This is a genomic window from Granulicoccus phenolivorans DSM 17626 = NBRC 107789 = JCM 15570, assembly GCF_000423085.1.
Taxonomy (GTDB): domain Bacteria; phylum Actinomycetota; class Actinomycetes; order Propionibacteriales; family Propionibacteriaceae; genus Granulicoccus; species Granulicoccus phenolivorans.
In genome coordinates this window covers 60,838-86,100 of record NZ_KE383974.1, presented here as the reverse complement: position 1 = coordinate 86,100, position 25,263 = coordinate 60,838, and the positions used below count along the sequence as shown (strand labels likewise).

33 protein-coding genes are annotated in these 25,263 nt (G+C 67.5%); 6 read left to right on the top strand and 27 right to left on the bottom strand.

Annotation, left to right across the window (positions count from 1 at the left end; translation table 11 throughout):
• Positions 1-79: 79 nt before the first annotated feature.
• From G531_RS23760 to rplN, 14 genes are all read right to left on the bottom strand, one after another.
• Positions 80-1,993 carry an MFS transporter gene (locus G531_RS23760; protein ID WP_051215702.1) on the bottom strand — a complete coding sequence of 638 codons (1,914 nt, stop codon included), beginning with the start codon at positions 1,991-1,993 and terminating at the stop codon, positions 80-82.
• A 184-nt stretch (positions 1,994-2,177) separates the two neighbouring features.
• Positions 2,178-3,032 (bottom strand): type I methionyl aminopeptidase, encoded by an 855-nt coding sequence (map, locus tag G531_RS0117725; protein ID WP_081684256.1) that lies wholly within the window; start codon positions 3,030-3,032, stop codon positions 2,178-2,180.
• 16 nt (positions 3,033-3,048) lie between these two features.
• Positions 3,049-3,636: an adenylate kinase gene (locus G531_RS0117720; RefSeq protein WP_026928243.1), complete on the bottom strand. Its 588-nt coding sequence runs from the start codon at positions 3,634-3,636 to the stop codon at positions 3,049-3,051.
• A 67-nt stretch (positions 3,637-3,703) separates the two neighbouring features.
• Positions 3,704-5,002, bottom strand: coding sequence for a preprotein translocase subunit SecY (secY, locus tag G531_RS0117715; protein WP_026928242.1), 1,299 nt, complete (start codon positions 5,000-5,002; stop codon positions 3,704-3,706).
• Positions 5,003-5,253: 251 nt separating this feature from the next.
• Positions 5,254-5,709 (bottom strand): 50S ribosomal protein L15, encoded by a 456-nt coding sequence (gene rplO / locus G531_RS0117710; RefSeq protein ID WP_026928241.1) that lies wholly within the window; start codon positions 5,707-5,709, stop codon positions 5,254-5,256.
• A gap of 1 nt (position 5,710) precedes the next feature.
• Positions 5,711-5,893: a 50S ribosomal protein L30 gene (gene rpmD, locus G531_RS0117705; protein WP_026928240.1), complete on the bottom strand. Its 183-nt coding sequence runs from the start codon at positions 5,891-5,893 to the stop codon at positions 5,711-5,713.
• Positions 5,893-6,573, bottom strand: a complete 681-nt coding sequence (gene rpsE, locus G531_RS0117700) for a 30S ribosomal protein S5 (protein WP_026928239.1) — start codon at positions 6,571-6,573, stop codon at positions 5,893-5,895. The genes rpmD and rpsE overlap by 1 nt, the downstream gene beginning before the upstream one ends.
• Positions 6,574-6,596: 23 nt before the next feature.
• Positions 6,597-6,980: a 50S ribosomal protein L18 gene (gene rplR / locus G531_RS0117695; RefSeq protein WP_026928238.1), complete on the bottom strand. Its 384-nt coding sequence runs from the start codon at positions 6,978-6,980 to the stop codon at positions 6,597-6,599.
• 2 nt (positions 6,981-6,982) lie between these two features.
• Positions 6,983-7,525 (bottom strand): 50S ribosomal protein L6, encoded by a 543-nt coding sequence (gene rplF / locus G531_RS0117690; RefSeq protein ID WP_026928237.1) that lies wholly within the window; start codon positions 7,523-7,525, stop codon positions 6,983-6,985.
• Positions 7,526-7,549: 24 nt separating this feature from the next.
• Positions 7,550-7,957: a 30S ribosomal protein S8 gene (rpsH, locus tag G531_RS0117685; protein WP_026928236.1), complete on the bottom strand. Its 408-nt coding sequence runs from the start codon at positions 7,955-7,957 to the stop codon at positions 7,550-7,552.
• Between the two features lie 91 nt (positions 7,958-8,048).
• Positions 8,049-8,234, bottom strand: a complete 186-nt coding sequence (locus tag G531_RS0117680; protein WP_026928235.1) for a type Z 30S ribosomal protein S14 — start codon at positions 8,232-8,234, stop codon at positions 8,049-8,051.
• 7 nt (positions 8,235-8,241) lie between these two features.
• A complete protein-coding gene (gene rplE / locus G531_RS0117675; protein WP_026928234.1) occupies positions 8,242-8,883 on the bottom strand; it encodes a 50S ribosomal protein L5 in 642 nt (213 codons plus the stop codon).
• The gene (rplX, locus tag G531_RS0117670; protein WP_026928233.1) at positions 8,883-9,254 is read right to left on the bottom strand and encodes a 50S ribosomal protein L24; all 372 of its coding nucleotides are present in this window, start codon (positions 9,252-9,254) and stop codon (positions 8,883-8,885) included. Before rplX ends, rplE begins: the two co-directional genes overlap by 1 nt.
• The gene (rplN, locus tag G531_RS0117665; protein ID WP_026928232.1) at positions 9,255-9,623 is read right to left on the bottom strand and encodes a 50S ribosomal protein L14; all 369 of its coding nucleotides are present in this window, start codon (positions 9,621-9,623) and stop codon (positions 9,255-9,257) included. It abuts the gene before it with no gap.
• 365 nt (positions 9,624-9,988) lie between these two features.
• Here rplN and G531_RS0117660 point away from each other — a divergent pair, with 365 nt between their 5' ends.
• The 6 genes from G531_RS0117660 to G531_RS0117635 are packed head-to-tail and all read left to right on the top strand — an operon-like array spanning position 9,989 to position 15,420.
• On the top strand, positions 9,989-11,581 hold the full coding sequence (locus G531_RS0117660; protein WP_081684255.1) for a vWA domain-containing protein: 1,593 nt from the start codon (positions 9,989-9,991) through the stop codon (positions 11,579-11,581).
• A 13-nt stretch (positions 11,582-11,594) separates the two neighbouring features.
• The gene (locus G531_RS0117655; RefSeq protein WP_026928230.1) at positions 11,595-12,209 is read left to right on the top strand and encodes a 5-bromo-4-chloroindolyl phosphate hydrolysis family protein; all 615 of its coding nucleotides are present in this window, start codon (positions 11,595-11,597) and stop codon (positions 12,207-12,209) included.
• 1 nt (position 12,210) lies between these two features.
• Complete coding sequence (locus tag G531_RS0117650; RefSeq protein WP_026928229.1) at positions 12,211-13,332, top strand: type 2 periplasmic-binding domain-containing protein; 1,122 nt, start codon at positions 12,211-12,213, stop codon at positions 13,330-13,332.
• 31 nt (positions 13,333-13,363) lie between these two features.
• Positions 13,364-14,746: a toxic anion resistance protein gene (locus G531_RS23755; protein ID WP_051215674.1), complete on the top strand. Its 1,383-nt coding sequence runs from the start codon at positions 13,364-13,366 to the stop codon at positions 14,744-14,746.
• Positions 14,747-14,761: 15 nt separating this feature from the next.
• Positions 14,762-15,004: a FitA-like ribbon-helix-helix domain-containing protein gene (locus tag G531_RS0117640; protein ID WP_026928228.1), complete on the top strand. Its 243-nt coding sequence runs from the start codon at positions 14,762-14,764 to the stop codon at positions 15,002-15,004.
• Positions 15,001-15,420 (top strand): type II toxin-antitoxin system VapC family toxin, encoded by a 420-nt coding sequence (locus G531_RS0117635; RefSeq protein WP_026928227.1) that lies wholly within the window; start codon positions 15,001-15,003, stop codon positions 15,418-15,420. The genes G531_RS0117640 and G531_RS0117635 overlap by 4 nt, the downstream gene beginning before the upstream one ends.
• 78 nt (positions 15,421-15,498) lie before the next feature.
• Here G531_RS0117635 and G531_RS0117630 read toward each other — a convergent pair whose 3' ends face one another.
• From G531_RS0117630 to G531_RS0117560, 13 genes are all read right to left on the bottom strand, one after another.
• Entirely contained in the window at positions 15,499-16,068 is a 570-nt protein-coding gene (locus tag G531_RS0117630; protein WP_026928226.1) for an NADPH-dependent FMN reductase, read from the bottom strand.
• 304 nt (positions 16,069-16,372) lie between these two features.
• Positions 16,373-16,669, bottom strand: a complete 297-nt coding sequence (rpsQ, locus tag G531_RS0117625; protein WP_026928225.1) for a 30S ribosomal protein S17 — start codon at positions 16,667-16,669, stop codon at positions 16,373-16,375.
• Positions 16,666-16,935: a 50S ribosomal protein L29 gene (rpmC, locus tag G531_RS23750; RefSeq protein ID WP_035759692.1), complete on the bottom strand. Its 270-nt coding sequence runs from the start codon at positions 16,933-16,935 to the stop codon at positions 16,666-16,668. The genes rpsQ and rpmC overlap by 4 nt, the downstream gene beginning before the upstream one ends.
• 2 nt (positions 16,936-16,937) lie before the next feature.
• Complete coding sequence (gene rplP, locus G531_RS0117615) at positions 16,938-17,354, bottom strand: 50S ribosomal protein L16 (protein ID WP_026928224.1); 417 nt, start codon at positions 17,352-17,354, stop codon at positions 16,938-16,940.
• A 1-nt stretch (position 17,355) separates the two neighbouring features.
• Positions 17,356-18,174 carry a 30S ribosomal protein S3 gene (rpsC, locus tag G531_RS0117610; protein WP_026928223.1) on the bottom strand — a complete coding sequence of 273 codons (819 nt, stop codon included), beginning with the start codon at positions 18,172-18,174 and terminating at the stop codon, positions 17,356-17,358.
• A 2-nt stretch (positions 18,175-18,176) separates the two neighbouring features.
• Positions 18,177-18,635, bottom strand: a complete 459-nt coding sequence (gene rplV / locus G531_RS0117605) for a 50S ribosomal protein L22 (RefSeq protein WP_081684243.1) — start codon at positions 18,633-18,635, stop codon at positions 18,177-18,179.
• Positions 18,636-18,654: 19 nt separating this feature from the next.
• Complete coding sequence (rpsS, locus tag G531_RS0117600; protein ID WP_026928221.1) at positions 18,655-18,942, bottom strand: 30S ribosomal protein S19; 288 nt, start codon at positions 18,940-18,942, stop codon at positions 18,655-18,657.
• A gap of 18 nt (positions 18,943-18,960) precedes the next feature.
• Positions 18,961-19,797, bottom strand: coding sequence for a 50S ribosomal protein L2 (gene rplB, locus G531_RS0117595; protein WP_026928220.1), 837 nt, complete (start codon positions 19,795-19,797; stop codon positions 18,961-18,963).
• Positions 19,798-19,823: 26 nt separating this feature from the next.
• On the bottom strand, positions 19,824-20,132 hold the full coding sequence (gene rplW, locus G531_RS0117590) for a 50S ribosomal protein L23 (RefSeq protein ID WP_211221900.1): 309 nt from the start codon (positions 20,130-20,132) through the stop codon (positions 19,824-19,826).
• Entirely contained in the window at positions 20,129-20,812 is a 684-nt protein-coding gene (gene rplD, locus G531_RS23745) for a 50S ribosomal protein L4 (protein ID WP_035759641.1), read from the bottom strand. Before rplD ends, rplW begins: the two co-directional genes overlap by 4 nt.
• Positions 20,809-21,474, bottom strand: a complete 666-nt coding sequence (gene rplC, locus G531_RS0117580) for a 50S ribosomal protein L3 (protein WP_026928218.1) — start codon at positions 21,472-21,474, stop codon at positions 20,809-20,811. The genes rplD and rplC overlap by 4 nt, the downstream gene beginning before the upstream one ends.
• A gap of 10 nt (positions 21,475-21,484) precedes the next feature.
• On the bottom strand, positions 21,485-21,793 hold the full coding sequence (rpsJ, locus tag G531_RS0117575) for a 30S ribosomal protein S10 (protein WP_026928217.1): 309 nt from the start codon (positions 21,791-21,793) through the stop codon (positions 21,485-21,487).
• 2,144 nt (positions 21,794-23,937) lie between these two features.
• Complete coding sequence (locus G531_RS0117560; protein ID WP_026928215.1) at positions 23,938-25,098, bottom strand: epoxide hydrolase family protein; 1,161 nt, start codon at positions 25,096-25,098, stop codon at positions 23,938-23,940.
• Positions 25,099-25,263: the final 165 nt, after the last annotated feature.

Here is a 25,263-nt window from a genome sequence, read left to right as displayed (position 1 = left end):
GGTCAGCAACGGCGACCCTGGGACAGCACAGCGCCGCGGGATGCTCGGAGCATCCCGCGGCGCTGGGTCCGGGCGCCACTCACCTGGCGAAGGACAGTCCGGCCTCCTGCAGGGACTGGGTCGACCGGGCGATCAGCACGGCCATCAGCGGGTTGCTGCGGGCCACCTGTTCGGCCAGCTCGGCCTTGGCCCGCTGGCCGCCCTCCTCGGTGTTGAGGATGATCAGATCCGCGTGGAGTTCCTCCGCCAGCTGGACCACGGCTTCGCCGCGGGTGAACAGGGTCGCGGAGAGCACCTGACCCGTGGTCGGGATCCCGAGGCTGCTGACCCGATTGACGTACTCCTGGAGGTCGCCCACGTGCTTCGGGTCGATGTCCACATCGTTGACGCTGACCTCCGCGGCCATGACCCGTTCGGGCGCGAGGTAGACCAGATGCACCTTGCGGCCGGTCAGGGCCACGAACTTGGTCACCCGATCGCGGGTCAGTTCGTTCCCGGTCTCGTCGACCACCACCATGATCGTCTCGTACAGCCGAGGCGCCGTCACCGCCTCCACCGGAGCGGGGGCGACCGCCGCCGCGGCGGGATTGATCTGGGCCACGGTGGCCTCGGTCTTCGGTTTCGGCAGCACGATGGTGAAGATCATCGCCAGCAGCGCGATGCCGGCCAGGACGTAGAAGATGTACTCGATGTTCGCGGCGAAGGCTGCGGCGAGCACACCACCCAGGATCGGACCGGCAATACCACCGAGCCGGCCGAAGCCACCGGTCCAGGCCACGCCGGCGGCGCGGACATTGGTCCGGTAGTAGTTCGCGGCCATCGCATAGATCAGCGTCTGGACGCCCGAGGTCCCGACACCCACGAAGACGATGATCACCAGCAGCAGCAGGACCATGCCGACGCCGGCCTCGGCAGTGATGCCCTTCTTGATGTCAGCGGCACTGGGCAGCGCGATCGTGGAGACCACCAGTCCGATCAGGCCGATCGACAGCACGCCGATCAGGAACCCCCAGGCCACGACCCGCTGCGGGCTGTATTTGTCGGCGAAGCGCGAGCCGAACAGCGTCCCGACCAGGGCGCCGCCGTTGAGGACCAGCAGCAGCGCCAGGGCGCCGGTCGGACCCATCACACCCTGCATGATCTGGGGCAGCCAGGTGTTCAGCGAGTAGACCAGCAACAGGCAGCCGGCGGAGATGAGACCGATCAGGATGGTCGGAACCAGGTAGGAGGAGAACAGTCCGGCCCAGCCGGCCCGGGACTCGCTGGCCTTCGCGCCCGCCACCGGGGCCGGCGGCGGGGGCGGGACCGGGATACCGGTCTTCAGCGAGACCTGCCTCGCCTTCTCCATCTTGCCCCGGGAGGCGAGCCAGGCCACCGATTCGGGCATCTTCCAGATCGCCAGCGGAAGGACGGTGACCAGCGGCAGCGCACCGATGCTGAACATGATATGGAAGGCCTGGGTGTGCGCGGAGATCGGCGCGGTCATCGGCGGCAGGACACCCATGGCGAGCAGGGCCGACAGCAAGGACCCGACCGGGACACCGGCGTAGGTGAGGGCGGTGGCCAGGTTCTTCTTCCCCGGCGGGGCGAACTCCGCGACGATCGCGCCGGTGATGCCCACCAGGGCACCCACGCCGAGTCCGGTGACCACGCGCCAGATGCTGAACATGGTCACATTCGGGGCCCAGGCACTGAGCAGCATGCCGAGCGAGAACCACGCCAGCGAGCCCAGCACCACCCCGCGGCGACCGATGATGTCACCGAGCGTACCGGCGACCAGGGCACCGATGGTCACCCCGATCATCGCGTACGAACCGACCACCCCGGCCTGGGCCGCGGTCAGCGGCGTACCGAGCACGGCATTGCCGGGCTCGCCCAGCAGGAACCGCGGGAGGACCGCGCCATAGACGACGAGGTCGTAGCCGTCGAAAACCAGGCCCAAGAACGCCAGCGTGACCACCCAACCGACGGTACTGCGGCGCTTCTTGCTCATTTCCGGACTGTCATAATCCACAGCGGGTACAGCCGTTGCTTCAGTCATCGTGCCTCCTTGCACGCAGAATGGGCCGGAGCCCGACGGAAGGTCAAAACACCCATTCCGCCCAGTTCACTCACTCCGTGACAGGCATTCTGCCGTTAGAGTCACAGCAGGCACAAGGACCATTTCTGCCCTCAGGTCAATCGGCCAGCGGTCCGAAAGGTACGCCGAGCTCGGAAAGCATCCGCTCGCCGCCGTCCTCGGCGGTGAGCACCCACAGGCCGTGCCTGGTTACGGTGATCGCGTGCTCCCAGTGGGCGGCGTCCCGGCCACTGGTGGTAACAACCGTCCAGTCGTCCTCGAGGGTTCGGTTCTCCGGGGGGCCGATGGTGATCATCGGCTCGATGCACAGGCACATTCCCTCGGTGATCCGCGGGCCGCGGCCGCGGACGCGATAGTTGGGCACGTCGGGGTTCTGGTGCATCGCCGAGCCGATGCCGTGCCCGACGTACTCCTCCACGATCCCGTAGCCCAGGCGGAGACCGTCGATGTGATCCTCGACCGCGGCCCCGATGTCGGTGACCCGGCCGCCGAGCCGGGCGGCGGCGATCCCCTGCCACATGCTGTCCCGGGTGGCGACACTGAGCGCGGCGCGTTCGGCCACGACCTGCGAGTCGGCCTCGCCGGGGCACAGCACCGTCCGCGCGGCGTCCCCGTGCCAGCCGTTGACGATCGCACCGCAGTCGACCGAGACCAGATCGCCGGCCCGGATCACCCGCGACCCGGGGATGCCGTGGACGATCTCCTCATTGACCGAGAGGCACACCACGCCGGGGAAGCCGCCGGTGCCGTTGTGCTCGCCGTAGTTCAGGAAGGACGGTTCGGCGCCGGCGGACGCGATCACCTCGGCTGCGATCGCGTCCAGCTCGGCGGTGGAAATGCCCGGGGTGACCTCCCGGGTGACGACGTCGAGGGCGCGCGCGACGACCAGGCCGGCCCGGCGCATCTGCTTGATCTGCTCCGGAGTCTTGAGTTCGATCCCGCGCGCCCAGATCACCGCTCGGCTCGACTCATCGGTCGGCCACGCGGTCCAGGCCGGCCCGGATCCGCGCCGCGACCTCGTCGATCTCGCCCAGTCCGTCGACGGCGACCAGCAGGCCGCGGTCGGCGTACAGCTTGATCAGGTCGGCGGTCTTCTCGACGTACTCCTGCTGCCGGGCCCGGATGGTTTCCTCGTTGTCATCGGCGCGGCCCTCGATCTCGGCGCGCTTGAGCAGCCGGCCCACCAGTTCGTCCTGGTCGGCCTCCAGGGAGATCACCGCGTCCAGTTGGGTGCCGGACTCCGCGAGGATCTGGTCCAGCGCCGCGACCTGGCCGGCGGTACGCGGGTACCCGTCGAGCAGGAAGCCCTGCGCGGCATCGGCCTGGCCCAGCCGCTCGGCGACGATCTGGTTGGTGATCTCGTCGGAGATGTACTTGCCGGCGTTCATGATCTCCTTGACCTCCAGCGCCAGCGGGGACGCGGTGGCGGCATCGGCCTTCGAGATCGCCCGGAAGATGTCGCCGGTCGAGATCGCTGGGATGCCGTAGTGCTCGGCAATCCCCTTGGCCTGGGTGCCCTTACCGGCACCGGGCGGGCCCATGATCAGCAGTCGCATGCGGAGTTCCCTTCAGTCAGTGCAGAAGCCCCGTCCCTCGCGGGAGCCGCCACCGGCAGTAGTCCGCTCACTTCAGGAAGCCCTCGTAGTGGCGCTGCTGCAGCTTGGATTCCATCTGCTTGACCGTGTCCAGGCCGACGCCCACGATGATCAGCAGCGACGTCCCACCGAACGGGAAGTTCTGGTTCGCTTGCAGCAGGATAAACGCCACGGTGGGCAGCAGGGCAATGAGTCCGAGATACAGCGACCCGGGGAAGGTGAGCCGGGACAGCACGTAGCCCAGGTACTTCTCGGTCGGTTTGCCCGCCCGGATGCCGGGGATGAAGCCGCCGTACTTCTTCATGTTGTCGGCGACCTCGACCGGATCGAAGGTGATCGCGACATAGAAGTACGCGAAGGCCACGATCAGCAGGAAGAAGACGGTGATGTAGAGCGGATGGTCGCCGCGTACGAAGTTCGCCGTGATCCACTGGGAGGCCGCGTCGTTGGGTCGGAACTGGGCGTACAGGACCGGGAGGTAGAGCATCGAAGAGGTGAAGATCACCGGGATCACACCGGCCTGGTTCACCTTCAGCGGGATGTAGGTGGTGGTGCCGCCGAACATCCGCCGACCGACCATCCGCTTGGCGTACTGGACCGGGATCCGGCGCTGACCCAGCTCGACGAAGATGACCCCGGCCATCACGAACAGCCCGACCACGATGGTCGCGATGAACGGGACCCAGCCCTTGGACATCTTGATCGACCACATGGCCTGCGGGAAGGTGGCGGCGATCTGGGTGAAGATCATGATCGACATGCCGTTGCCGAGGCCCTTCTCGGTGACCAGCTCGCCGAGCCACATGACCAGGCTGGTGCCCGCGGTCATCACCAGCACCATGACCACGATCGGGAACACCTCGGTGCTGTGCAGGATCGGGCTGGGGCAGGTCGGGAACAGCTGGCCGGAGGCGGCCAGGGTGACGAATGCGGTCGAGTTCAGGATCGCCAGCACCAGGGTGAGGTACCGGGTGTACTGGGTGATCTTGTTCTGCCCGGCAGCGCCCTCCTTCTTCAGCGCCTCGAGCCGGGGCACGACCACGGTCAGCAACTGCAGAATGATGGAGGCGGTGATGTAGGGCATGATGCCCAGCGCGAAGATCGCCAGCTGCAGCAGCGCGCCCCCGGAGAACAGGTTGATCAGGGAGTACAGCCCGGCCTGGCTACCCTCGTTCGCCATCTGTCGGCAGGTGTTGATCGCCTGCACGTCCACGTTCGGCGACGGGATGGAGGACCCGATACGGAAGATCACCAGGATGAACAGGGTGAAAAAGATCCGCTTGCGCAGGTCCGGAGTCCTGAACGCTTGTATGAAGCCGGAAAGCACCGAGCTTCCTCCCTCAGTCAGAAAACTTGTCGTTGCTCCCGGTCATCTCCCCGAACGACCGGGCCGTGCGGGCGACCCAGAGGGCCGAGAGCGGCGCAGCCGACCCCGGGGGCCGATGGACAGCAACCGTGGCAGCGTAGCAAGTGTAGGGGGATTCCCCGAACTTCAAGGTTCAGCGCCGGCCCACAACGCAGTGAGGGCGACCCCGCAACGCGGGATCGCCCTCAGGGCTGAGTGGGTGCCTCAGTGGCTCACTCGGTCGGTTCGCCGAGCACGACGGCCTTGCCGCCGGCCGCCTCGATCTTGCTCTTGGCCGCGCCGGAGAACTTGTCGGCGGTGATCTGGAACGCCACCGACACCTCCCCCGAACCCAGCACCTTGACCGGGTAGCCGTCGCGGACCGCGCCCGCGGCGACCAGGTCGTCGGCGGAGAGCTGGCCACCCTCGGGGAACAGTTCGCTGAGCCGGTCCAGGTTGATCACCTGGTACTCGACCCGGAACGGGTTCTTGAAGCCACGCAGCTTCGGCATCCGCATGTGCAACGGCATCGAGCCACCCTCGAAGTTCTCCGGCACGTTCTTGCGTGCGCCGGTGCCCTTCGTACCGCGGCCCGCGGTCTTGCCCTTGGACGCCTCACCACGACCCACGCGGGTCTTGGCAGTCTTCGCGCCCGGTGCCGGGCGCAGGTCATGCACCTTCAGTGCCATGTCAGTCGACCTCCTCGACGGTCACCAGATGGGAGACGGTCTTGACCATCCCCCGGAACTCGGGACGATCCTCTTTGACGACGATGTCGCCGATGCGCTTGAGGCCCAGCGTACGGATGGTCTCGCGCTGATTCTGCTTGCAGCCGGTCAGGCCCTTGACCTGGGTCACCTTGAGCTTCGCCATCAGACGGTCGCCTCCTTCTTGGCCTCATCCGCCTTGGCCTCATCGGCCGGGGCAGCGTCCGCCTTCTTGGGCTCGTCCGCCTTGCCGGCGCGGGCGCGCAGCAGGGCGGCCGGGGCCACGTCCTCGACCGAACGCGAGCGGCGCTTGGCCACCTGCTCGGGCTCCTCCAGCATCTGCAGGGCCGCCACGGTCGCGTGCACCACGTTGATCGCGTTGGCCGAGCCCAGGGACTTGGCCAGCACGTCGTGGATCCCGGCGCACTCGAGCACCGCGCGGACCGCGCCACCGGCGATCACACCGGTACCGGCCGAGGCCGGACGCAGCATGACCACACCGGCGGCCTTCTCGCCCTGCACCGGGTGCGGGATGGTCTTCTCGATCCGGGGAACCCGGAAGAAGTGCTTCTTGGCCTCCTCGACACCCTTGGCGATCGCCGCGGGCACCTCCTTGGCCTTGCCGTAGCCGACGCCGACCATGCCGTCGCCGTCGCCGACCACGACCAGGGCGGTGAAGCTGAAGCGGCGGCCACCCTTGACCACCTTGGCGACGCGGTTGATCGCAACCACGCGCTCGAGATACTGGCTCTTCTCCTCGCGCTGCTGACCCCGACGGTCGTCGCGGTTTCCGCGACGCTCGCCGCGGCCGCCCCGGCCGCCAGCCTGAGTAGCGTTTTCAGACATTCGCTATCTCCTTTCCGTCGTTTTCAGAAGCCCAGACCGGCTTCGCGGGCGCCGTCAGCCAGCGCCGCGATCCGACCGTGGCACTTGTTGCCGGCGCGGTCGAAGACGACCTGCTCGACACCTGCCTGCTTGGCCCGCTCGGCGACCTTGGCCCCGACCTGCTTGGCCTTGTCCGACTTGTCACCGGACGCGCTGCGCAGCTCGGCCTCCATGGTGGAGGCGTACGCGATGGTCTTGCCGATGGTGTCGTCGATCACCTGGGCGGTGATGTGACGCGCCGACCGGGTGACCACCAGACGCGGACGCTCGGGAGCACCGAAGATCTTCTTGCGGGCGCGCACCTGACGACGCAGCCGCGACGCGGTCTTCGGAGCCAGAGTCCTGCTCTTGTTCAACTCGATGCCCATGATCACTTACCAGCCTTTCCGACCTTGCGCCGGACCTGCTCATCGGCGTACCGCACACCCTTGCCCTTATAGGGCTCCGGCTTGCGGATCTTGCGAATGTTGGCAGCGGTCTCGCCGACCAGCTGCTTGTCGATGCCGACCACGGCGAACTTGGTCGGGGACTCGACGGTGAAGGTGATCCCCTCGGGGGCATCGACGATCACCGGGTGGGAGAAGCCGAGGTTGAACTCCAGCTGCTTCGGGCCCTTGGCGATCACGCGGTAGCCCACGCCGACGATCTCCAGCTTCTTTTCGTACCCCTTGGTCACACCGATCACCATGTTGTTGACCAGGGTGCGGGTCAGGCCGTGCAGCGAACGCGAGGCGCGCTCGTCGTCGGGGCGGCTGACCTCGATCTCACCGGAATCGTTGCGATCGATGGTGATGGGGGTGGACACCTTGAGGTTCAGGGTGCCCTTGGGCCCCTTCACCTCGACGTCCTGTCCGTCCAGGGTGACGTCGACACCGGACGGGATGGTGATTGGCAATCGGCCAATACGCGACATTTCAGTCTCCTCTCGTCTGCCGGGTCACCACACGTAGGCGAGGACTTCCCCGCCCACGCTCTTGGAATTCGCATCACGGTCGGTCAGCAGGCCCTGCGAGGTCGAGATGATCGCGATCCCGAGGCCACCGAGGACCTTGGGGAGCTCATTCGACTTCGCGTAGACGCGCAGACCGGGCTTCGAAATGCGGCGTACGCCGGCGATCGAACGTTCCCGGTTCTGGCCGTACTTCAGCGTAATGTTGAGGGTCTTGCCGACCTCGCCCGCCTTGGGCTCGGCCACCTCGAAGTCGGAGATGTAGCCCTCCGACTTGAGGATTTCGGCGATTCCGACCTTGATCTTGCTGTGCGGCATCGAGGTCGAATCGTGGAACGCCTGATTGGCGTTGCGCAGACGGGTCAGCATGTCTGCGATGGGGTCAGTCATCGTCATGGCTTGGAAGCCTCTTTCTCGCCTGGTTTCCCGGCTGGGTCAGTGCCCGGGACCTGTTGCGGGTTGAGTGGAATGAAGAAGTGTTGGAGGCTCACCAGGAGCTCTTGGTCACACCCGGGAGGTCGCCGGCGTGGGCGAGCTCGCGCAGGCAGACGCGGCACAGACCGAACTTGCGGAACACGGCCTTGGGTCGGCCGCAGCGCTGGCAGCGGGTGTAGCCGCGAACCTCGAACTTCGGCTTGCGGGCCTGCTTGACCTTCAGTGCAGTTTTCGCCATGGCTTGCTCACTTCTTCTTCCGGGCGTACGCGGGACCCTTGGCCTTGGCGCGCGCCGGCTTCGGGTTGTCGTTGAACGGGAAGCCGAGATGCTTCAGCAGGGCCCGGCCTTCGGTGTCGTTGGTCGCGGTGGTCACCAGGGTGATGTCCATGCCGCGGACGCGGTCGATCCGGTCCTGATCGATCTCGTGGAACATCACCTGTTCGGTCAGGCCGAAGGTGTAGTTCCCCTTGCCGTCGAACTGGTGGCTGTTCAGCCCGCGGAAGTCGCGGATACGCGGCAGCGCCAGGGTCAGCAGGCGGTCGGTGAACTCCCACATGCGATCCCCGCGCAGGGTGACGTGGCAGCCGATGGCCTGCCCCTCGCGCAGCTTGAACTGGGCGATGGACTTGCGGGCCTTGGTGACGACCGGCTTCTGACCGGTGATCGCGGTGAGGTCCTTGACCGCCCCGTCGATGATCTTGGAGTCACGCGCAGCCTCGCCGACACCCATGTTCACCACGACCTTGACCAGGCCGGGGATCTGCATGACGTTGGCGTACTTGAACTCCTCGAGCATCGCCTGCTTGATCTCGTTGCGGTAGCGCTCCTTCAGCCGCGGCATGGCCGGGGCGTCGGACGCGGGAGCCTCGGGGGTCTCGGTGCTCATCAGATCTCCTCCCCGGTCTTGCGGGCGATGCGTACGCTGCGGAAGCCCTGGTACTCGGAGCCGTCGCTGCGCCGCTTGGTGACTTCCTCGCGCTTGTAGCCGACGCGGGTGACGACTTCCTCGCCGTCGACCTTGACGACCAACTGCACGTTGGACACGTGGATCGGCGCCTCGAAGGAGACGATGCCGCCCTCGGTGCTGCCGGTCGCGGTCGGCTGCTTGCGGGTGTGCCGCTTGACGATGTTGACGCCCTGCACGGTGACGCGCTGGGCCTGCGGGTCGACGGCGATGATCTCGCCGACGATGCCCTTGTCCTTGCCGGCGATGACCTTGACCCGGTCACCCTTGCGGACGTGGAGCGAGTTCGCCATTCAGATCACCTCCGGGGCCAACGAGACGATGCGCATGAACTTCTTCTCGCGCAGCTCACGCCCGACCGGACCGAAGATGCGGGTGCCCCGGGGCTCCCCGTCGCTCTTCAGGATGACCGCGGCGTTCTCGTCGAACTTGATGTAGGAACCGTCAGCGCGACGCGACGGCTTGACAGTGCGGACCACGACGGCCTTGATGACATCGCCCTTCTTGACGTTGCCACCGGGGATTGCATCCTTGACGGTGGCGACGATGGTGTCACCGATGCCGGCGTAGCGGCGACCCGAGCCACCGAGAACACGGATGCAAAGGATCTCCTTGGCACCGGTGTTGTCGGCGACCTTGAGTCGCGACTCCTGCTGGATCATGTACTTCTCCTGTATGTCGCACCGGTTCCCGTCGGAAGAGCACAGCGCGGCCACGCCAAGGAGAACTCCGCAGGAAACTGGAGCGCACATCAGCGGTGCCGAGACAGACAAACCCGACTGGGCCTGGTGGAACGGACATTGTGTCGGCTGCTCGGAAGAGGTCCCCATGAACGCGTACACGCGCATGGGCTCAGTCCCGGGCAACCCGGCAAGCTTAGCCCACTTGGCAAGCCAATGCCATTCGGGCCATTACCATACGCCCCGGCCGGGTGCCAACGCTGCGTTGCCCGGCCACCCCCACCGCATTTACCGAAGATTCACCTCAAAGGGCCCCGCGTGCCCCCGGCGCCGGATTGAATATGGCCATGAGTGGGCTCCGACGGTTGACTTCCCTGGTACTGGCGATGGTTCTCCTGGCGGGCCTGGCGGCCTGCGGCGTCGATCAGAAGAAGACGCTGCGCATCGTGGCGGGCTCCGAACAGCGCGCGGTGCTGGAACAGATCGTCACCCCGTGGTGCAAGGACAAGGGCTACACCTGCGAGTACGACCTGCTCGGCTCGGTGGATCAGGCCCGGCTGTTGCAGGACGGGTCGACGCAGTACGACGCGTACTGGTTCGCCTCCTCGGTGTTCGCCCAGCTCGGCAATACCGAGGGGAACCTGCGGCACGTGCAGCCGATGTTCCTCACTCCGGTGGTCTTCGCCGCCCGGCCCGAGGTGCTGGACCGGATGAATCTCAATCGCGACGACGTCACCATCGCCGACGTGGTGACCGCCGTGGAGAGCGGCAGCGCCAAGGTCTGGGCGACCAATCCGACCCAGTCCAACTCCGGGGCGACCGCGCTGTTCGCCTTCATGAACCACTTCGCCGGCAACGGCCCCGGCCAGCCGCTCACCCAGGAGCAGTTGGATTCCCCGCAGGTTGATGAGGGCGTACGCACGTTCATCCGGGCGATCGACCGCACTCCCCCGTCGACCGGGACGATGATGGAGGAATGTGTCGCCGCGCCGCAGGAGTGCGAGGCGATGTTCACCTATGAGGCGCTGGTGATCGAGCAGAACCAGCAGCTGGTCCAGCAGGGACAGCAGCCGTTCCGGGTGGTCTACCCGCACGGCGGGATCGCGATCAGCGACGCTCCGCTCGGCTTCCGGGCGACCGGGGCGGCCGATGCGGAGAAGGAGAAGGTCTTCACCGAGCTGCAGGACTTTCTGCTCCGCGACGCCGGCGCCCGCAGCAAGCTGCTGGGGCTGGGCCGCCGCCCGGCCGACTCGATCGGGCTCACCCTGACCAACCCCGATCAGAACGTGTTCAACCCGGCCTGGGGGATCAAGACCGACATCCGCGAGCAGGGGGTCACCTATCCGGCCGCTCCGGTGATCGAGGAGACCCTGGCGCGCTATCACACCCGCTACCGCCGCCCGACCAACATCTACTACTGCCTGGACGGCTCGGGATCGATGAGCGGGGACGGCTGGGACGGGGTCAAGCGGGCCGCCCACGAGATCTTCGACGCCGAGCGGGCGCGGGTGAATCTGCTGCAGACTGCTCCGCAGGACCAGACCTCCGTGTCGATCTTCAACAGTACGCCGCAGCCCGCCAAGACCGTGACCGGTAACGATCCGGCCCAGCTGAAGCAGTTGGAGCAGCTGGTGATCGACTATCGCCCGGGCGGCGGCACCGATATGTACGCCTGCCTCAAGGAAGCGACGAGCAGCCTGCAGGCGCGACACACCGCCGACAACAAGAGCCTGATCGTGCTGATGTCGGACGGGCAGTCCTCCGGGGACGAGCAGGGGGCGCTGCAGACCCTGCGCAGTACCGGGATCCCGGTGGTCAGCATCGCCTTCGGCAGCGCCGATCCCGGCCAGTTGCGGCCGGTCGGTGAGGCGTCGGGCGGGGCGTACGTGGAATCGGGGAACCTGGTCCAGGCCCTGCGGACCGCGGCGGGCTACAAGTGAGCGGGGGCGTACGGTGATCCGGCGCTTCGCGGTGCCGATCGCCATCGCCGTCACGGTGGTGGTGTTCGTGGTGTTCTTCCTGTTGCTGGGTGGGGCCGGGTTGCCGGTGCAGTTGGGCGTACCCGCTGCCGCCGCCGCGATCGCCGCGGTCGGGGCGTACCTGATGCTGGCCGGCACCGCGCGTCAGGCCGAGGCCGACACCTATCAGGCCGAGGCCCAGGCCAAGGTGGCCTCGGTGCGGCGGATCCTGCGCCAGATCACCACCTCGGGCAGCCGGATCCGGGACGCCGAACTGCGCGCGGACCTGGATCGGGCGTGCCAGGTGGTGCCCGAACTGTTGGACCGGATCGCCGAGACCGACCCGAACAGCCTGTACTCCTCCGCCTCCCGGCTGGAGGGTCATGTGCAGAGCCTGCAGGGCCTGGTCGAGCAGTACGCCGACATCGAGCGCAATCCGGACTACTACACCGACGCGCCCCGGCTGCTGACCGACGGACGGGCCGCGGTCGAACGATTCGACGAGTTCGCGATCGAGAGCATTCGACTGGTCAACTCCGGCGACATGGCCGAGTACCGGGCGAATCTGGACACCGTGGCCCCGCCGAAGATCCCGAAGTTGGAGGGTTGAGATGCGTAACCGAGGCAGATTCTTCATCGGCCTGGCACTGGTTCTGGTGGTGTTGGTGGTCGCCGGCTATCTGATCGTGCGGCAGACCACCGCCCGCCCCCAGGTGACCGTCAGCTGCGTGGGCGGTTCGGAGAAGTCGCAGTTCATGGCCGATCCCGAGGTCGTCCGGCTGCTCAAGGAGAAGCACGGGTTGACCGTGCAGTGGCAGGCGATGGGGTCCTACGACCAGGTGCTGGTCGAGACCGAGCAGATCCGCAGCCGGGGTTGGAACTGCCTGTGGCCCTCCAGCGCCTCGGCCCAGCAGGTGTTCGAGGCCAAGCACGCCGGCCAGTTCCCCGCGTACCGGGCCGAGACCGTGCTGCAGTCCCCCGAGGTGATCTACGCCGGACCCAACGGCACCGACGCCCTGCTGCGGGCGGGACTGGTCGAACAGCGCGACGGCGCCTACTACGTGGTCAACATGCACGGCCTGCTGATCGAGCACACCCTGGCCGGGAAGACCTGGCAGGACCTGCAGACCCAGAACCTGCGCGGCCCGATCAACATCTCCTCCACCGATCCGGCCAAATCGAACTCCGGGTTCACTCTCGCCCAGCTGGAGCTGAGCACGATCGCCACCGACGGCACCCGCCCGCCGACGATCACCGAGGCCCGGGCGGCGCTGCCGCAGCTGCGTCAGCTGTACGACGCCCAGGGTCTGCAGGCGGCCACCTCGGACAACGGTTTTCGGCAGTGGCTGACCCAGGGCGGGGAGTACGCCGCCCCGCTGTACGCCGGCTACGAGTCGCAGATCATCCAGGAGATCAACACCGGCCCGAATGCCGCCGGAGTCCTGCAGGAGGTACGCGTGCTCTACCCGGATCCGACGATGTACTCCGATCACCCGCTGCTGGCCCTGGACGCCGACGCGGCGAAGCTGATCGAGGCGCTGAAGGATCCCGAGCTGCAGACCCTGGCCTGGAAGAAGTACGGCTTCCGTTCGGCGACCAATGCCGCACTGAACAACACCGCCGACTTCCCCGACCTGCCGCTGGCGCCCCGCGTACGCACCATCCCGGCCCCGAACGCGGAGGTCACTCTGGCCCTGCTCGGGTGCCTGCAGGACCGCACCCAGTGCGGCTGACCCGACCCGAAGACCGACCGAAGGAGACGACATGAGTGAACTCGCGATCGATTTCGGCGCCCTGACCGGAGGCGCCCCCGCCCCGGCCGGCGCCGCGGACAACTCCCTGGCCGCCGGTGCGCATGCGCTGGCGACCCGCCAGGCGACCCTGGAGCCGGCCACCCCCGCGGCAGCGCCGGCCATGCCGGGGCAGGAACCCGGCGAGCTGTCGTGCCTGAAGATGCTCTCCCCGTCCCAGCAGGAGCAGGCCAAGGCGGCGGCGAAAAAGCTGTACCCGCAGATGCTGAACAACACCAACCTGCTCAGCGAGTTCGGCAATCAGGCGCTGGATGCGGTGAACATGCAGGTGAACCGGATCTTCCGCGAGCTCGGCCCGATCGAGATCCCGGAACTGACCGCGACGATGCGCAAGATCAACGACACGATGCGCAACTTCCGCAACAAATACGACCCGACCAAGACCGCCGAGGTCCGGGAGGCCTTCGACCGGTTCATGGACTCGGTCAAGGGGATCTTCACCCGGGGCCGCAACATCGTGGAGATGCTGTTCGAGGAGTCGCGCAGCGTCGAGCGACAGCTGGACAAGATCGCCGGCGAGCTGATGACCAAGCAGCGCGAACTCAAGCGCAACGTGGTGCTGTGCGACGAGCTGTACAAGGCCAATGAGGCCTCCATCTCCCAGTTGATCGGCGCGATCGCGGTGATGGAGGCGGTGCGGACCGAGGCGTACGACTCGATGGTCGCGATCGAGATCGATCCGAACGACCCGAAGAAGCGCGACCTGGAGGAGGAACGCGACCGGATCGTGCAGTTCATCGAGGCGCTGTCGGTGCGGATCAACGAGTTCCAGCAGCGGCTGTTCGTGGCCTGGTCGACCTCCCCGCAGGTACGCAACACCCGCTCGCTGCACTACGGCCTGGGCCAGCGGCTCGCCCTGCTGATCAATCTGACGATTCCGACGATGAAGCTGACCATCGCCCAGTGGGGGCTGCTGCTGCAGGCCGAGCAGGCGGCGAACCTGCAGCAGGTGGTCGCCGACGGCGCGAACGACGTGCTCCAGGCGTACGCCCAGGCGTCCTCGCGGACCACCGGCGAGATCGCCCGGACCATCCAGACCCCGACGCTGCGCCCGGAAACCATCCTGGAGGTCGCCACCTCGCTGGACCAGCAGGCCGAGTCGATGATCGAGGCGGTCAAGTACGGTCACCAGGCCCGCGAGGAGGTCGTCGCGGCGATCATCACCGCGCAGCAGTCGATCAGCCAGTCCTCCGACAAGCTGGCCGGCACCGTGGTCGAGCTCGTGACCAAGGCGGAGCGGCCGCTGGACCTGCCGGCGATGCCCGAGTTGCCCGAATCGGTCAGCGCCCAGTCGGCCCGGTTCGCCCAGCCGGCCGCACAACCCGCCGCTGGTTGATATCATAGGCTTGATATCGGAGGTGATCGGGTAGAACAGATCTCGATTCGCAACCTTCCGGTCGCCACATTGGCCGCACTGCGCAGACGGGCAGCGCTGCATCACCGCTCGGTCGAGGCAGAGGCCCGGGATCTGCTGGCGACTGCCCTACAGGCCGAGGCACTGACCATGGTGGACCTGTTGAGCACCGAGGAGGGTGCGGACATCGAGTTCGAACCGGGCCGCTTGGATCTCACACTCCGCTCCGCGGATCTGTGAGATACCTGCTGGACACCAACGTGGTGTCCGCCCTGCGAGTTCGGGGACGCAATCCTGCCGTGGAGAGCTGGGCATCCGCCAGACCGGTCGCCGACCAGTTCATCTCGGCCTTCTCCATCGCGGAGATCGAACGGGGAGTGCTCGCCAAACAGCGATCCGACGTCGCGCAGGGGGCAATCCTGCGTCGTTGGTTCGAGGAGAACGTCCTGCCCGCCTTCGCCAACCGGGTGGTGCCGTTCGACCTGGCCGCAGCCCGGATCCTCGCGGCCTATCGGGTCCCCGAGCACGCATCCCTGGACGACGCCCTCATCGCCGCCGTGGCTGAAGCTGCTGGGCTGGTCATCGTGACCCGAAACACCCGGCACTTCGAACCCCTCGGGGTCGCGTGCCTCAATCCGTGGGACACGACTCCCTGAGTCCGGCTCATCCCGGACACCGGGCGAGGCCTGTCCGCCATCGTGGGGACAGGCCTCGATCGCTGCTCGGGCGCGGGTTCAGTCGCGCGGCAGGACCGTCAGCACCCGGGCCACATGCTCCTTGAACTCGACCATGTAGCTCTCCAGGATCGGCTTCAGGCTCTCGTCGTTGATCGTGCCGTCGTCGTCGATCGCCCCCTGCTGCAGGTGGATGTACGCCTCGGGCGAGGTCATCAGGCGGGCGTTGCAGAACGCCATCACCGACCGCAGCGACTGCTGGGCGACCGCGGTGCCGATGCTGCCGACCGAGGCACCGATGATCGCGGTCGGCACGTGGTTGAACGAGTTCTGACCCCAGGGACGGGAGGCCCAGTCGATGGCGTTCTTGAGCGCGCCCGGGATCGAGCGGTTGTACTCCGGGCACACGAACAGCACCGCCTGGACTCCGGCGATCGCATCCTTGATCGCCCGGCCCTCCGGCGGGTAGTCCGCGTCGTAGTCCGGCGAGTACAGCGGCAGCTTGTCGATGGGGATCTCGGTGAACTCGAGCCCCTCGGGGGCCACCGAGATCAGGGCGTTGGCCAGCTTGCGGTTGATCGAGGTGGACGAAAGGCTGCCGACGAAGTAGCCGATGCGGTACGAAGACATGCGGGTTCCCTTCTGCCGTCGGCCGGGCCGGCCGACTGGTGAGGTTCACCACACTAGTAACCCGCCGAGCCTCGGCGATAGCCCCTCCGGGCGGGCACCTCAGGTGTACGACGTGGGCCGATCCTGCCACCAGAAGGACGAAATCGGCCCGAATCGGCCTCCGATCGGCGACTGGAGTCAGAATCGGCCCACCGCCACCGGATGACCCTCCTAAAAAAAGCAACCAGGGGCCGCACCGATGATTCGGTGCGACCCCTGTGGTCGAGAGTTGTCGCCGGTGCGGTGCCCCGCGCCGGCGGACGGCTCACTTGGCGCGTTCGACGATCTCCAGCAGACGCCAGCGCTTGGTCGCCGACAGCGGCCGGGTCTCCATGATCCGGACGCGGTCGCCGATGTTGGCGTCGTTGTTCTCGTCATGGGCCTTCAGTCGGGTGGACTGGTTCAGCACCTTGCCGTACAGGCGGTGCTTCACCCGGTCCTCGACGACGACAACGATGGTCTTGTCCATCTTGTTGCTGGCGACGATGCCCTCGCGGACCTTGCGGGCCGAGAGACGCTCGTCGGACCCGGTCTGCGGGGTCTCGGTGGTGTTCTCGCTCATGCGTCTGCCTTCTTCTTCGACGTGGTCGAGGTCTCGGTCACGCCGGCCTCGGGCTCGGCGATGATGCCCAGCTCACGCTCCCGCAGCACGGTGTAGATGCGCGCGATGTCCTTCTTGACCGCGCCCACCCGACCCTGCGAGTCGAGCTGGCCGGTGGCCGCCTGGAAGCGCAGGGTGAACAGCTCTTCCTTCAGCGACTTGACCTTCTCGCGCAGTTCGTCGCGGCTCAGCTCGCGGAGCTCAGCAGCCTTCAACGTGTCAGCCATGGTCATTCAGCTCCTTCACGAACAACAATGCGGGTCTTCATCGGGAGCTTGTGCTGCGCCAGGCGCAGGGCCTCGCGAGCGACATCCTCGGGCACCCCGGCCAGCTCGAACATCACGCGTCCGGGCTTGACGTTGGCGATCCACCACTCGGGCGAACCCTTGCCCGAACCCATGCGGGATTCGGCCGGGTGCTTGGTCATCGGGCGGTCGGGGTAGATGTTGATCCACACCTTGCCACCACGCTTCATGTGACGGGTCATGGCGATACGAGCGGACTCGATCTGCCGGTTGGTCACGTAGTGAGCGGTCACGGCCTGGATGCCGTAGTCACCGAACGCGAGCTCGGTGCCGCCCTTGGACATCCCCCCACGCTTGGGGTGATGCTGCTTGCGGTGCTTGACGCGACGCGGAATGAGCATGTCAGGCTCCTGCGGTCTCGGTAGCGGAAGCAGCCTCGGTCGAGCCGGCTGCGTCGGTGTTCTCGGCGCGGTCCTCGTTGCGACGACGGCCACCACGCTGCGGACGATCGCCACGGCCACCGCGCTGCGGACGACCACCGCGTCCACCCGGGGCGCTCTGGCGAGCCGCCTTCTGGGCGGCGCGCTCGGCACGGGTGCCGGACACATCGCCCTTGTAGATCCAGACCTTCACGCCGATCCGGCCGAAGGTGGTACGCGCCTCGTAGAAGCCGTAGTCGATGTCGGCGCGCAGGGTGTGCAGCGGCACGCGACCCTCGCGGTAGAACTCCGACCGGCTCATCTCGGCGCCGCCCAGACGACCGGAGCACTTGATCCGGATGCCCTTGGCGCCACCACGCATGGCCGACTGCTGGGCCTTGCGCATCGCGCGACGGAACGCCACGCGGGCGCCGAGCTGCTCGGCCACGCCCTGGGCAACCAGCTGCGCATCGGTCTCGGGGTTCTTCACCTCGAGGATGTTCAGCTGCACCTGCTTGCCGGTCAGCTTCTCCAGCTCACCGCGGACGCGCTCGGCCTCGGCACCGTTCTTGCCGATCACGATGCCCGGGCGGGCAGCGGACAGGAAGATGGTGACGCGCTCGGAGCGACGCTCGATCTCGATGCTCGAGATCCCCGCGCGCTCGAGGTTCTTGGTCAGCCAGACCCGGATCTTCTCATCCTCGCCGACGTTCTTCTTGTAGTCCTTGTCGGCGTACCAGCGGGAGCGATGGTCGGTGGTGATGCCCAGGCGGAATCCGGTGGGATTGATCTTCTGCCCCATGCTCAGGCCTCCTTTTCGCTCTGCTCGGACTTCTTGGACTGGCCCTTGTTCTTGGCCGGCTTCGGCTCCTGCTCGCGCGGCTCCACCACCACGGTGATGTGGGCGGCGCGCTTCAGGATCCGGGACGCCGAACCCTTGGCCCGGGGACGGATCCGGCGCATGGTGACGCCCTCGTCGACGAACGCCTGCGAGACGTACAGGTCAGCGGCCCGCAGCGACTCGGTGTTCTCGGCGTTGGACGCGGCGCTCGCGATGACCTTGGCCACCGGTTCCGCGGCGGCCTGCGGCGCGAACCGCAGTACGGCCAGGGCCTCGGTGACGTCCATCCCACGGACCACGTCGACGACGCGGCGTACCTTGGTCGGCGACATCCGGACGTGACGCGCGATCGCGTACGAACCAGGACGATCCCCGAGCAGGGCAGCGCGGCGGCTGGGCCGTGCCTTCTCTTGCGTGCTCATCAGATTCAGTTCCTATTCCTCAGCGTCCGCGCTTGGATTTGCGGTCATCCTTGATGTGGCCCTTGAACGTACGCGTGGGGGCGAACTCACCCAGCTTGTGGCCGACCATCGCGTCGGTGACGAACACCGGCACATGCTTGCGACCGTCGTGCACGGCGATGGTCAACCCGATCATGTCGGGGATGATCATCGAACGGCGCGACCAGGTCTTGATGACACTGCTCTTGTTGCCCTTGGCGGCTTGCTCGGCGACCTTCTTCAACAGATGGTCGTCGACAAACGGGCCCTTGCTCAGGCTGCGTGGCATGTTTCCTCAGATCCCCAATCAGCGCTTCTTGCCGGTCTTGCGACGGCGAACGATCAGGCGGTTGCTCGCCTTGTTCTTGTCCCGGGTACGGCCTTCCGGCTTGCCCCACGGGGACACCGGGTGACGACCACCGGAGGTACGACCCTCGCCACCACCGTGCGGGTGGTCGACCGGGTTCATCACGACACCACGGACGGTCGGGCGCTTGCCCTTCCACCGCGAGCGGCCGGCCTTGCCCCAGTTGATGTTGGACTGCTCGGCGTTGCCGACCTCACCGACGGTGGCGCGGCAGCGCACGTCGACCATGCGCATTTCGCCCGAGGGCATGCGCAGGGTGGCCATCTTGCCCTCACGGGCGACCAACTGGATGGCCGCACCGGCGGAGCGACCGAGCTTGGCGCCACCGCCCGGACGCAGTTCCACCGCGTGCACGGTGGTACCGACCGGGATGTTGCGCAGGGCCAGGTTGTTGCCCGGCTTGATGTCGGCGTTCTCGCCGGCCTCGACGGTTGCACCCTGGGCCAGGTTCTCCGGCGCGATGATGTAGCGCTTCTCGCCGTCGGCGTAGTGCAGCAGCGCGATCCGGGCGGTCCGGTTCGGGTCGTACTCGATGTGCGCGACCTTGGCCGGAACCCCGTCCTTGTCGTAGCGCTTGAAGTCGACCAGACGGTACGCCTGCTTGTGCCCACCACCGATGTGGCGGGTGGTGATCCGACCGGTGTTGTTACGACCACCGGTCTTGGGCTTGGGGGCCAGCAGCGACTTCTCCGGAGTCGAGCGGGTCACCTCGGCGAAGTCGGCAACCGACGAGCCGCGACGGCCCGGGGTTGTCGGCTTGTACTTGCGAATAGCCATGTGATTGTCCTCTCAGTCTCCGGGCCTCAGGCCTGGGCCCCGAAGATGTCGATGCGCTGACCGTCGGCAACGGTGACGATCGCGCGCTTGGTGTCGGGACGCTTGCCCCAGCCCGCGCGGGTACGCCGCCGCTTGCCCGGACGGTTGATGGTGTTGACGCCGGTGACCTTGACCTCGAACACGGTCTCGACCGCGATCTTGATCTCGGTCTTGTTCGCGTCGGGCGCCACCAGGAAGGTGTACTTGTTCTCGTCCAGCAGGCCGTACGACTTCTCGCTCACCACGGGGGCGATGAGAATGTCGCGGTGGTCGCGGATCTTCAGCGACTGGGTCACTTGGCGTCCTCCTCGGACTCGGGCTGGTCAGCCACGCCCGCCCGGCCACCGGCGATGAAGGCCTCCAGCGCCGAAGCGGTGAAGACGATCTCGTCGGAGACCAGCACGTCGTAGGTGTTCAACTGATCCGGCGACAGCAGGTGGATGTCGGCCAGGTTGCGCACACTCAGCCAGCTGTTGGCGTCGTCACGCTCGAGCACGACCAGCACCTTCTTGCTCGAGGTGACCGCCTCGATGGCGGTCCGAGCGGCCTTGGTCGAGGGGGTGTCCCCGGCGACCAGCTGATCGATCACGTAGAGCTTGCCGTCGCGGGCCCGGTCCGACAGCGCCCCGCGCAGGGCGGCGGCGATCATCTTCTTGGGGGTCCGCTGGGCGTACCCGTGCGGCTGCGGGCCGTGCACGACGCCGCCACCGACCCACTGCGGGGCGCGGCGCGAACCCTGGCGGGCGCGGCCGGTGCCCTTCTGGCGCCACGGCTTGATGCCACCGCCGCGGACCTGACCGCGGGTCTTGGTGGCATGGGTGCCCTGGCGGGCGGCGGCGAGCTGGGCCACCACGACCTGGTGCATCAGCGGGATGTTCGGCTCGACGTCGAACAGCGCGGCGGGCAGATCGGCCGAGCCGGTCTTGTTGCCCTGGGCGTCAACGACGTCGACGGAGATGGTGTTGGACTCGGTCATGCGATATCACCCTTCTTGGCGGCGGAGCGCACGACGAGGAGACCATGCTTCGGTCCGGGCACGGCGCCCTTGACCAGCAGCAGGCCGCGCTCAGCGTCCACGGCGTGCACAACCAGGTTCTGGACGGTGACGCGCTCGACACCCATCCGGCCCGCCATGCGCAGGCCCTTGAAGACCCGACCCGGGGTGGCGCAGCCACCGATCGAGCCCGGGGAGCGGTGCTTGCGGTGCACACCGTGGGAGGCGCGCAGACCGTGGAAGCCGTGCCGCTTCATCACACCGGCGGTGCCCTTACCGCGGGTCACCCCGGTGACGTCGATGACGTCGGCCGCCTCGAACACATCGGCGGCGATCTCCTGGCCGACCTCGTACTCGGCGGCGTTGGAGGTACGCAGTTCCACCAGATGGCGGCGCGGGGTGACCCCGGCCTTGTCGAAGTGGCCGGCGTCCGGCTTGTTCACGTTCTTGGTCTTGACCGCACCGAAACCGAGCTGCACCGCGGAGTACCCGTCGTTCTCGGGGGTACGCACCTGGGTGACCACGCACGGTCCGGCCTGGATCACGGTCACGGGCACGAGCTTGTTGTTCTCGTCCCACACCTGGGTCATCCCGAGCTTGGCGCCGAGGATGCCCTTCAGTTTGCGTTCAGTAGTGGTGCTCATCTCACGTCCCTCAGAGCTTGATCTCGATGTCCACACCGGCCGGCAGGTCGAGCCGCATGAGCGAGTCGACCGTCTTCGGGGTGGGATCGATGATGTCGATCAGCCGCTTGTGGGTGCGCATTTCGAAGTGCTCCCGGCTGTCCTTGTACTTGTGGGGCGAACGGATCACACAGAACACGTTCTTCTCGGTCGGCAGCGGCACGGGGCCGGCGACCTTGGCTCCGGTACGCGTCACCGTGTCGACGATCTTGCGCGCCGAGGAATCGATGACCTCGTGGTCATAGGCCTTGAGCCTGATGCGGATCTTTTGTCTCGCCACAGTTCGTCCTTCTCTCGTCCCTGCTGTTCCGGTTGCTCAGCTGAGCAGTCGGTCGCTGCTCTCGCTCGGCACCCACTGGGTCCTTCGACCCACGCGGTCGGGCGTGTCGCGCTTGCTTCAGCACGCAGAGACGGACATCTCTGTGGTGTTTTCGGCGCTTATCACCCAGGCCTGACGGGTGTCTCACGGTGCGGCTGCTGCGACGCGACGGCGGCATACTTCAGCGAACTGACTGCGGGGCGATCCAATGACCTGCGATCCCGACCCGTGAGCTCTGTGAAAATGTCAACCGCGACCAGCCCCGGCGAACCGGTGGACAGTGCGACGCAGTAGCCCCGGCGATCCCTGTCGGAGCAACCCGTCAATCTTAGACAGAGAATCCCGGTCGTGCCAAATCGCGGGGTCGGGCACCCGGTCGGGGGCTGGGCCGGGCGGCCGGCCGGTGCCGGGCGGGGGCTCGGCGGGGGCGCGTGAGGGGCTCGGGCGGGAGTCCGTCAGGCGCTCGGCGGGGGTCCGCCGGGCGCTCGGGTGGGAGTCCGGGCGGTGCGGGGCCGGGTGCAATCTACCGCAGTAACCGTGGCGCGAACGATCCGAGCGGGCGCGGCGGCCTTTCCGACTTGCCCCGATGGGCCTCATGGCGAGCGCTTTCCGGGGATCAGCCCGTTCGGCGTCCCGCTCAACCAGTCACAACTCTGTTCCCGCGATGGGTCGTGCGTCGTGCGACAGGAGATCGCCTCGTACGTCTTCCCGCGACAGCAAAATCACCGCCCCGACGTCCCGCGATGGAGTCGTTCACTCCGCGACGACAGCGCCGAACTCGCGGGCGTCCCAGCAGGTGCGGGAAACCTCTTGCGTCGCCGCGAGCTCGCAGCCGTCGCGGGAACTCGCCCGGGGCCACATCGTGGCCCCGACCCGTGTCGGGCAGGTCACCCAGCGTCCACAGGAGCAAGGAGCGTCCTCCCGCGACGGAACCTCGTCGCGTACGCCTTCTCGCGATGGAACCTCGTCGCGTACGCCTTCCCGCGACGGAACCTCGTCGCGTACGCCTTCGCGCGACGGAACCTCGTCGCGTACGCCTTCCCGCGATGGAACCTGGGGGCGTACCCTTCCCGCGACAGCAAAGTCACCGCCCGGCCTCCTGCGACGGAGTCGTTCACTCCGCGACGACAGCGCCGAACTCGCGGGCGTCCCAGCAGGTGCGGGAAACCTCTTCCGTCGCCGCGAGCCCGCAACCGTCGCGGGAACTCGCCCGGGGGCCACATCGTGCTGGCCGGCAGGGGCCCCACCCCCTCCCCGGGCCCCGCGCCGGAGTGGCACCCGTGTCGGGCAGGTCACCCAGCGTCCACAGGGGCAAGGAGCGTCCACGCGGGGCAGGGAGCGTCCGGGCGCCCCGAAGCTCAGTGCCCCGGACCGACGCTGCATGTCCGCCCCCGACGCCGGCTCCCCCGCCCCGACGCCGGCTCCCCCGCCCCGACGCCGGCTCCCCCGCCCCCGACGCCGGGGTGGCACCCGTGTCGGGCAGGTCACCCAGCGTCCACCAGGGCAAGGAGCGTCCACACGGGGCAAAGAGCGTCCCGGCGCCCCGAAGCTCAGTGTCCCGGACCAACGCTGCATCTCCGCCCCGACGCTGTTTCCCCCACCGGCCCGTTCACCCGGCGGCCCGAGTCACCCGACGCCCCGATTCACCCGGCAGCCCACAGCGCCCCGATTGACCCGGCGGCCCGATTCGCCCGGCGGCCCGATTCGCCCGGCGGCCGGTGATGGCATCAGCCCAGCCGCGGCGGATTCGACTGTCTCGCCGGTGGATCCGCTGGTCCCCCAGTGGATCGGTTACTCCACCAGTGAATCATCGCTTCACCGGTGGATCCGTCCGGGCGCGAGTTCGAGTACATGCACCGCCGCCCCGCAACGCCCCCTGGGACACCGGCCCGCATCAGGTCCGGTCGTCCGGCGATGGATCTGCCTATCCGGCGCTGCCAACGGGCTCACGCGACTGCTGCACCGCATGCGGGTTGATCAGCGTTGTCGCCGGACCGCCGGAAGCATCGCACGACCGCCGAGTCCGCCGGTTCCATCGCCGGAACCACGAGCCCATCGCCGGAACCACGAGTCCAGCCCCGGAAGCCCCAACGACCCGCCCCGGCTCACCCCGCAGCCCGAAGTTCCGGCACCGCAGCCCGCAGGTCGGCAACCATCAGCCCGGGCTGCTCCCACCCGGCGAAGTGCCCACCCCGGTCCAATCGGACCCAGCGGACCAGGTTGTTGTGCTGCCGGATCACCCGCGGCACCGGGACCCCCAGATCCTCCGGCATCATCGCGATCGCCAGCGGGGCCGCCGAGATCTCGGGCTCGACACCCCAGACTCCCGCCATCTCCTTGTAGTAGCGCATCGAGGACCAGATCGTGGCGAAGTGCCAGTAGATACTGACGGTGGTCAACATCTGGTCCCGGGTGAACACGTCCTCGGGATTCTTCTCCGCGGCCGACCAGTCCTGGAACCGTTCCACCAGCCAGGTGAGCAACCCCACCGGAGAGTCGGTCAGCGCCATCCCCAGCGACTGCGGCCGGGTGGACTGGACCATCGCGTATCCGCCGAGCTCGTACTCATACCGCATCGCATTCTGCACCGCCCGGGCCTCGACGGGATCGGACGGGTCGGCGGTCTCGGCGGTCAGCGACTCTCCCCCCAACACGTCGGTCAGGTGCAATCCGATCAGGTGGTCGCGATCGAGCAGCCCCATCCTCCGCCCGATCAGGGCACCGGCGTCATAACCGTGCACCACGTAGCGCCGGTAGCCCAGTCGGGCCATCAGCGCGACCATCGCCTCGGCCGCCCGGTCGGGCTGCCAACCGATCGCCGGACCCGAGATCCCGAATCCCGGGATGGTGGGCACGACCACGTCGAACGCCTCGCCGGCATCCCCGCCGTACGCGAGCGGATCGACCAACGGCCCGATCATCGGCAGAAACTCCGTCGGCGCCCCGGGCCAACCGTGCAGCAGGAGCAGCGGCGTCGCGTCCGCCTGCGCGGAGCGGACATGGAAGAAATGGACGTCGTGCCCATCGATCCGGGTGGTGAACTGGGGCACCGCGTTGATCCGGCGCTCCTGGGCGCGCCAGTCGAACCCGTCGGCCCAGTACGCCGCCAGGTCCCGGGCGTACGCCACCGGCACGCCGTGATCCCATCCGGTGCCGGGATCCTCCAGCGGCCAGCGGGTCTGCCGCAGGCGGTCCCTCAGGGCAACCAGCGACGCTTCCGGGACACAGAGGGTGAACGGAGTAACTGCTGTCTCAAGGGTTTCCATGCCTGCGACGCTGGGCCGCCACCCGGACAGGTCCCGTCCGCAGCCCACGCCCGATCCCGGCGATTGTGACCTGTTCCACTGAGCTCCGGTTGTGATGGACATCGCACCTACCGTCCGAAACAATGACGAAAGTCCACGGGTCGCTGTCGACCCCTCACGATGGGA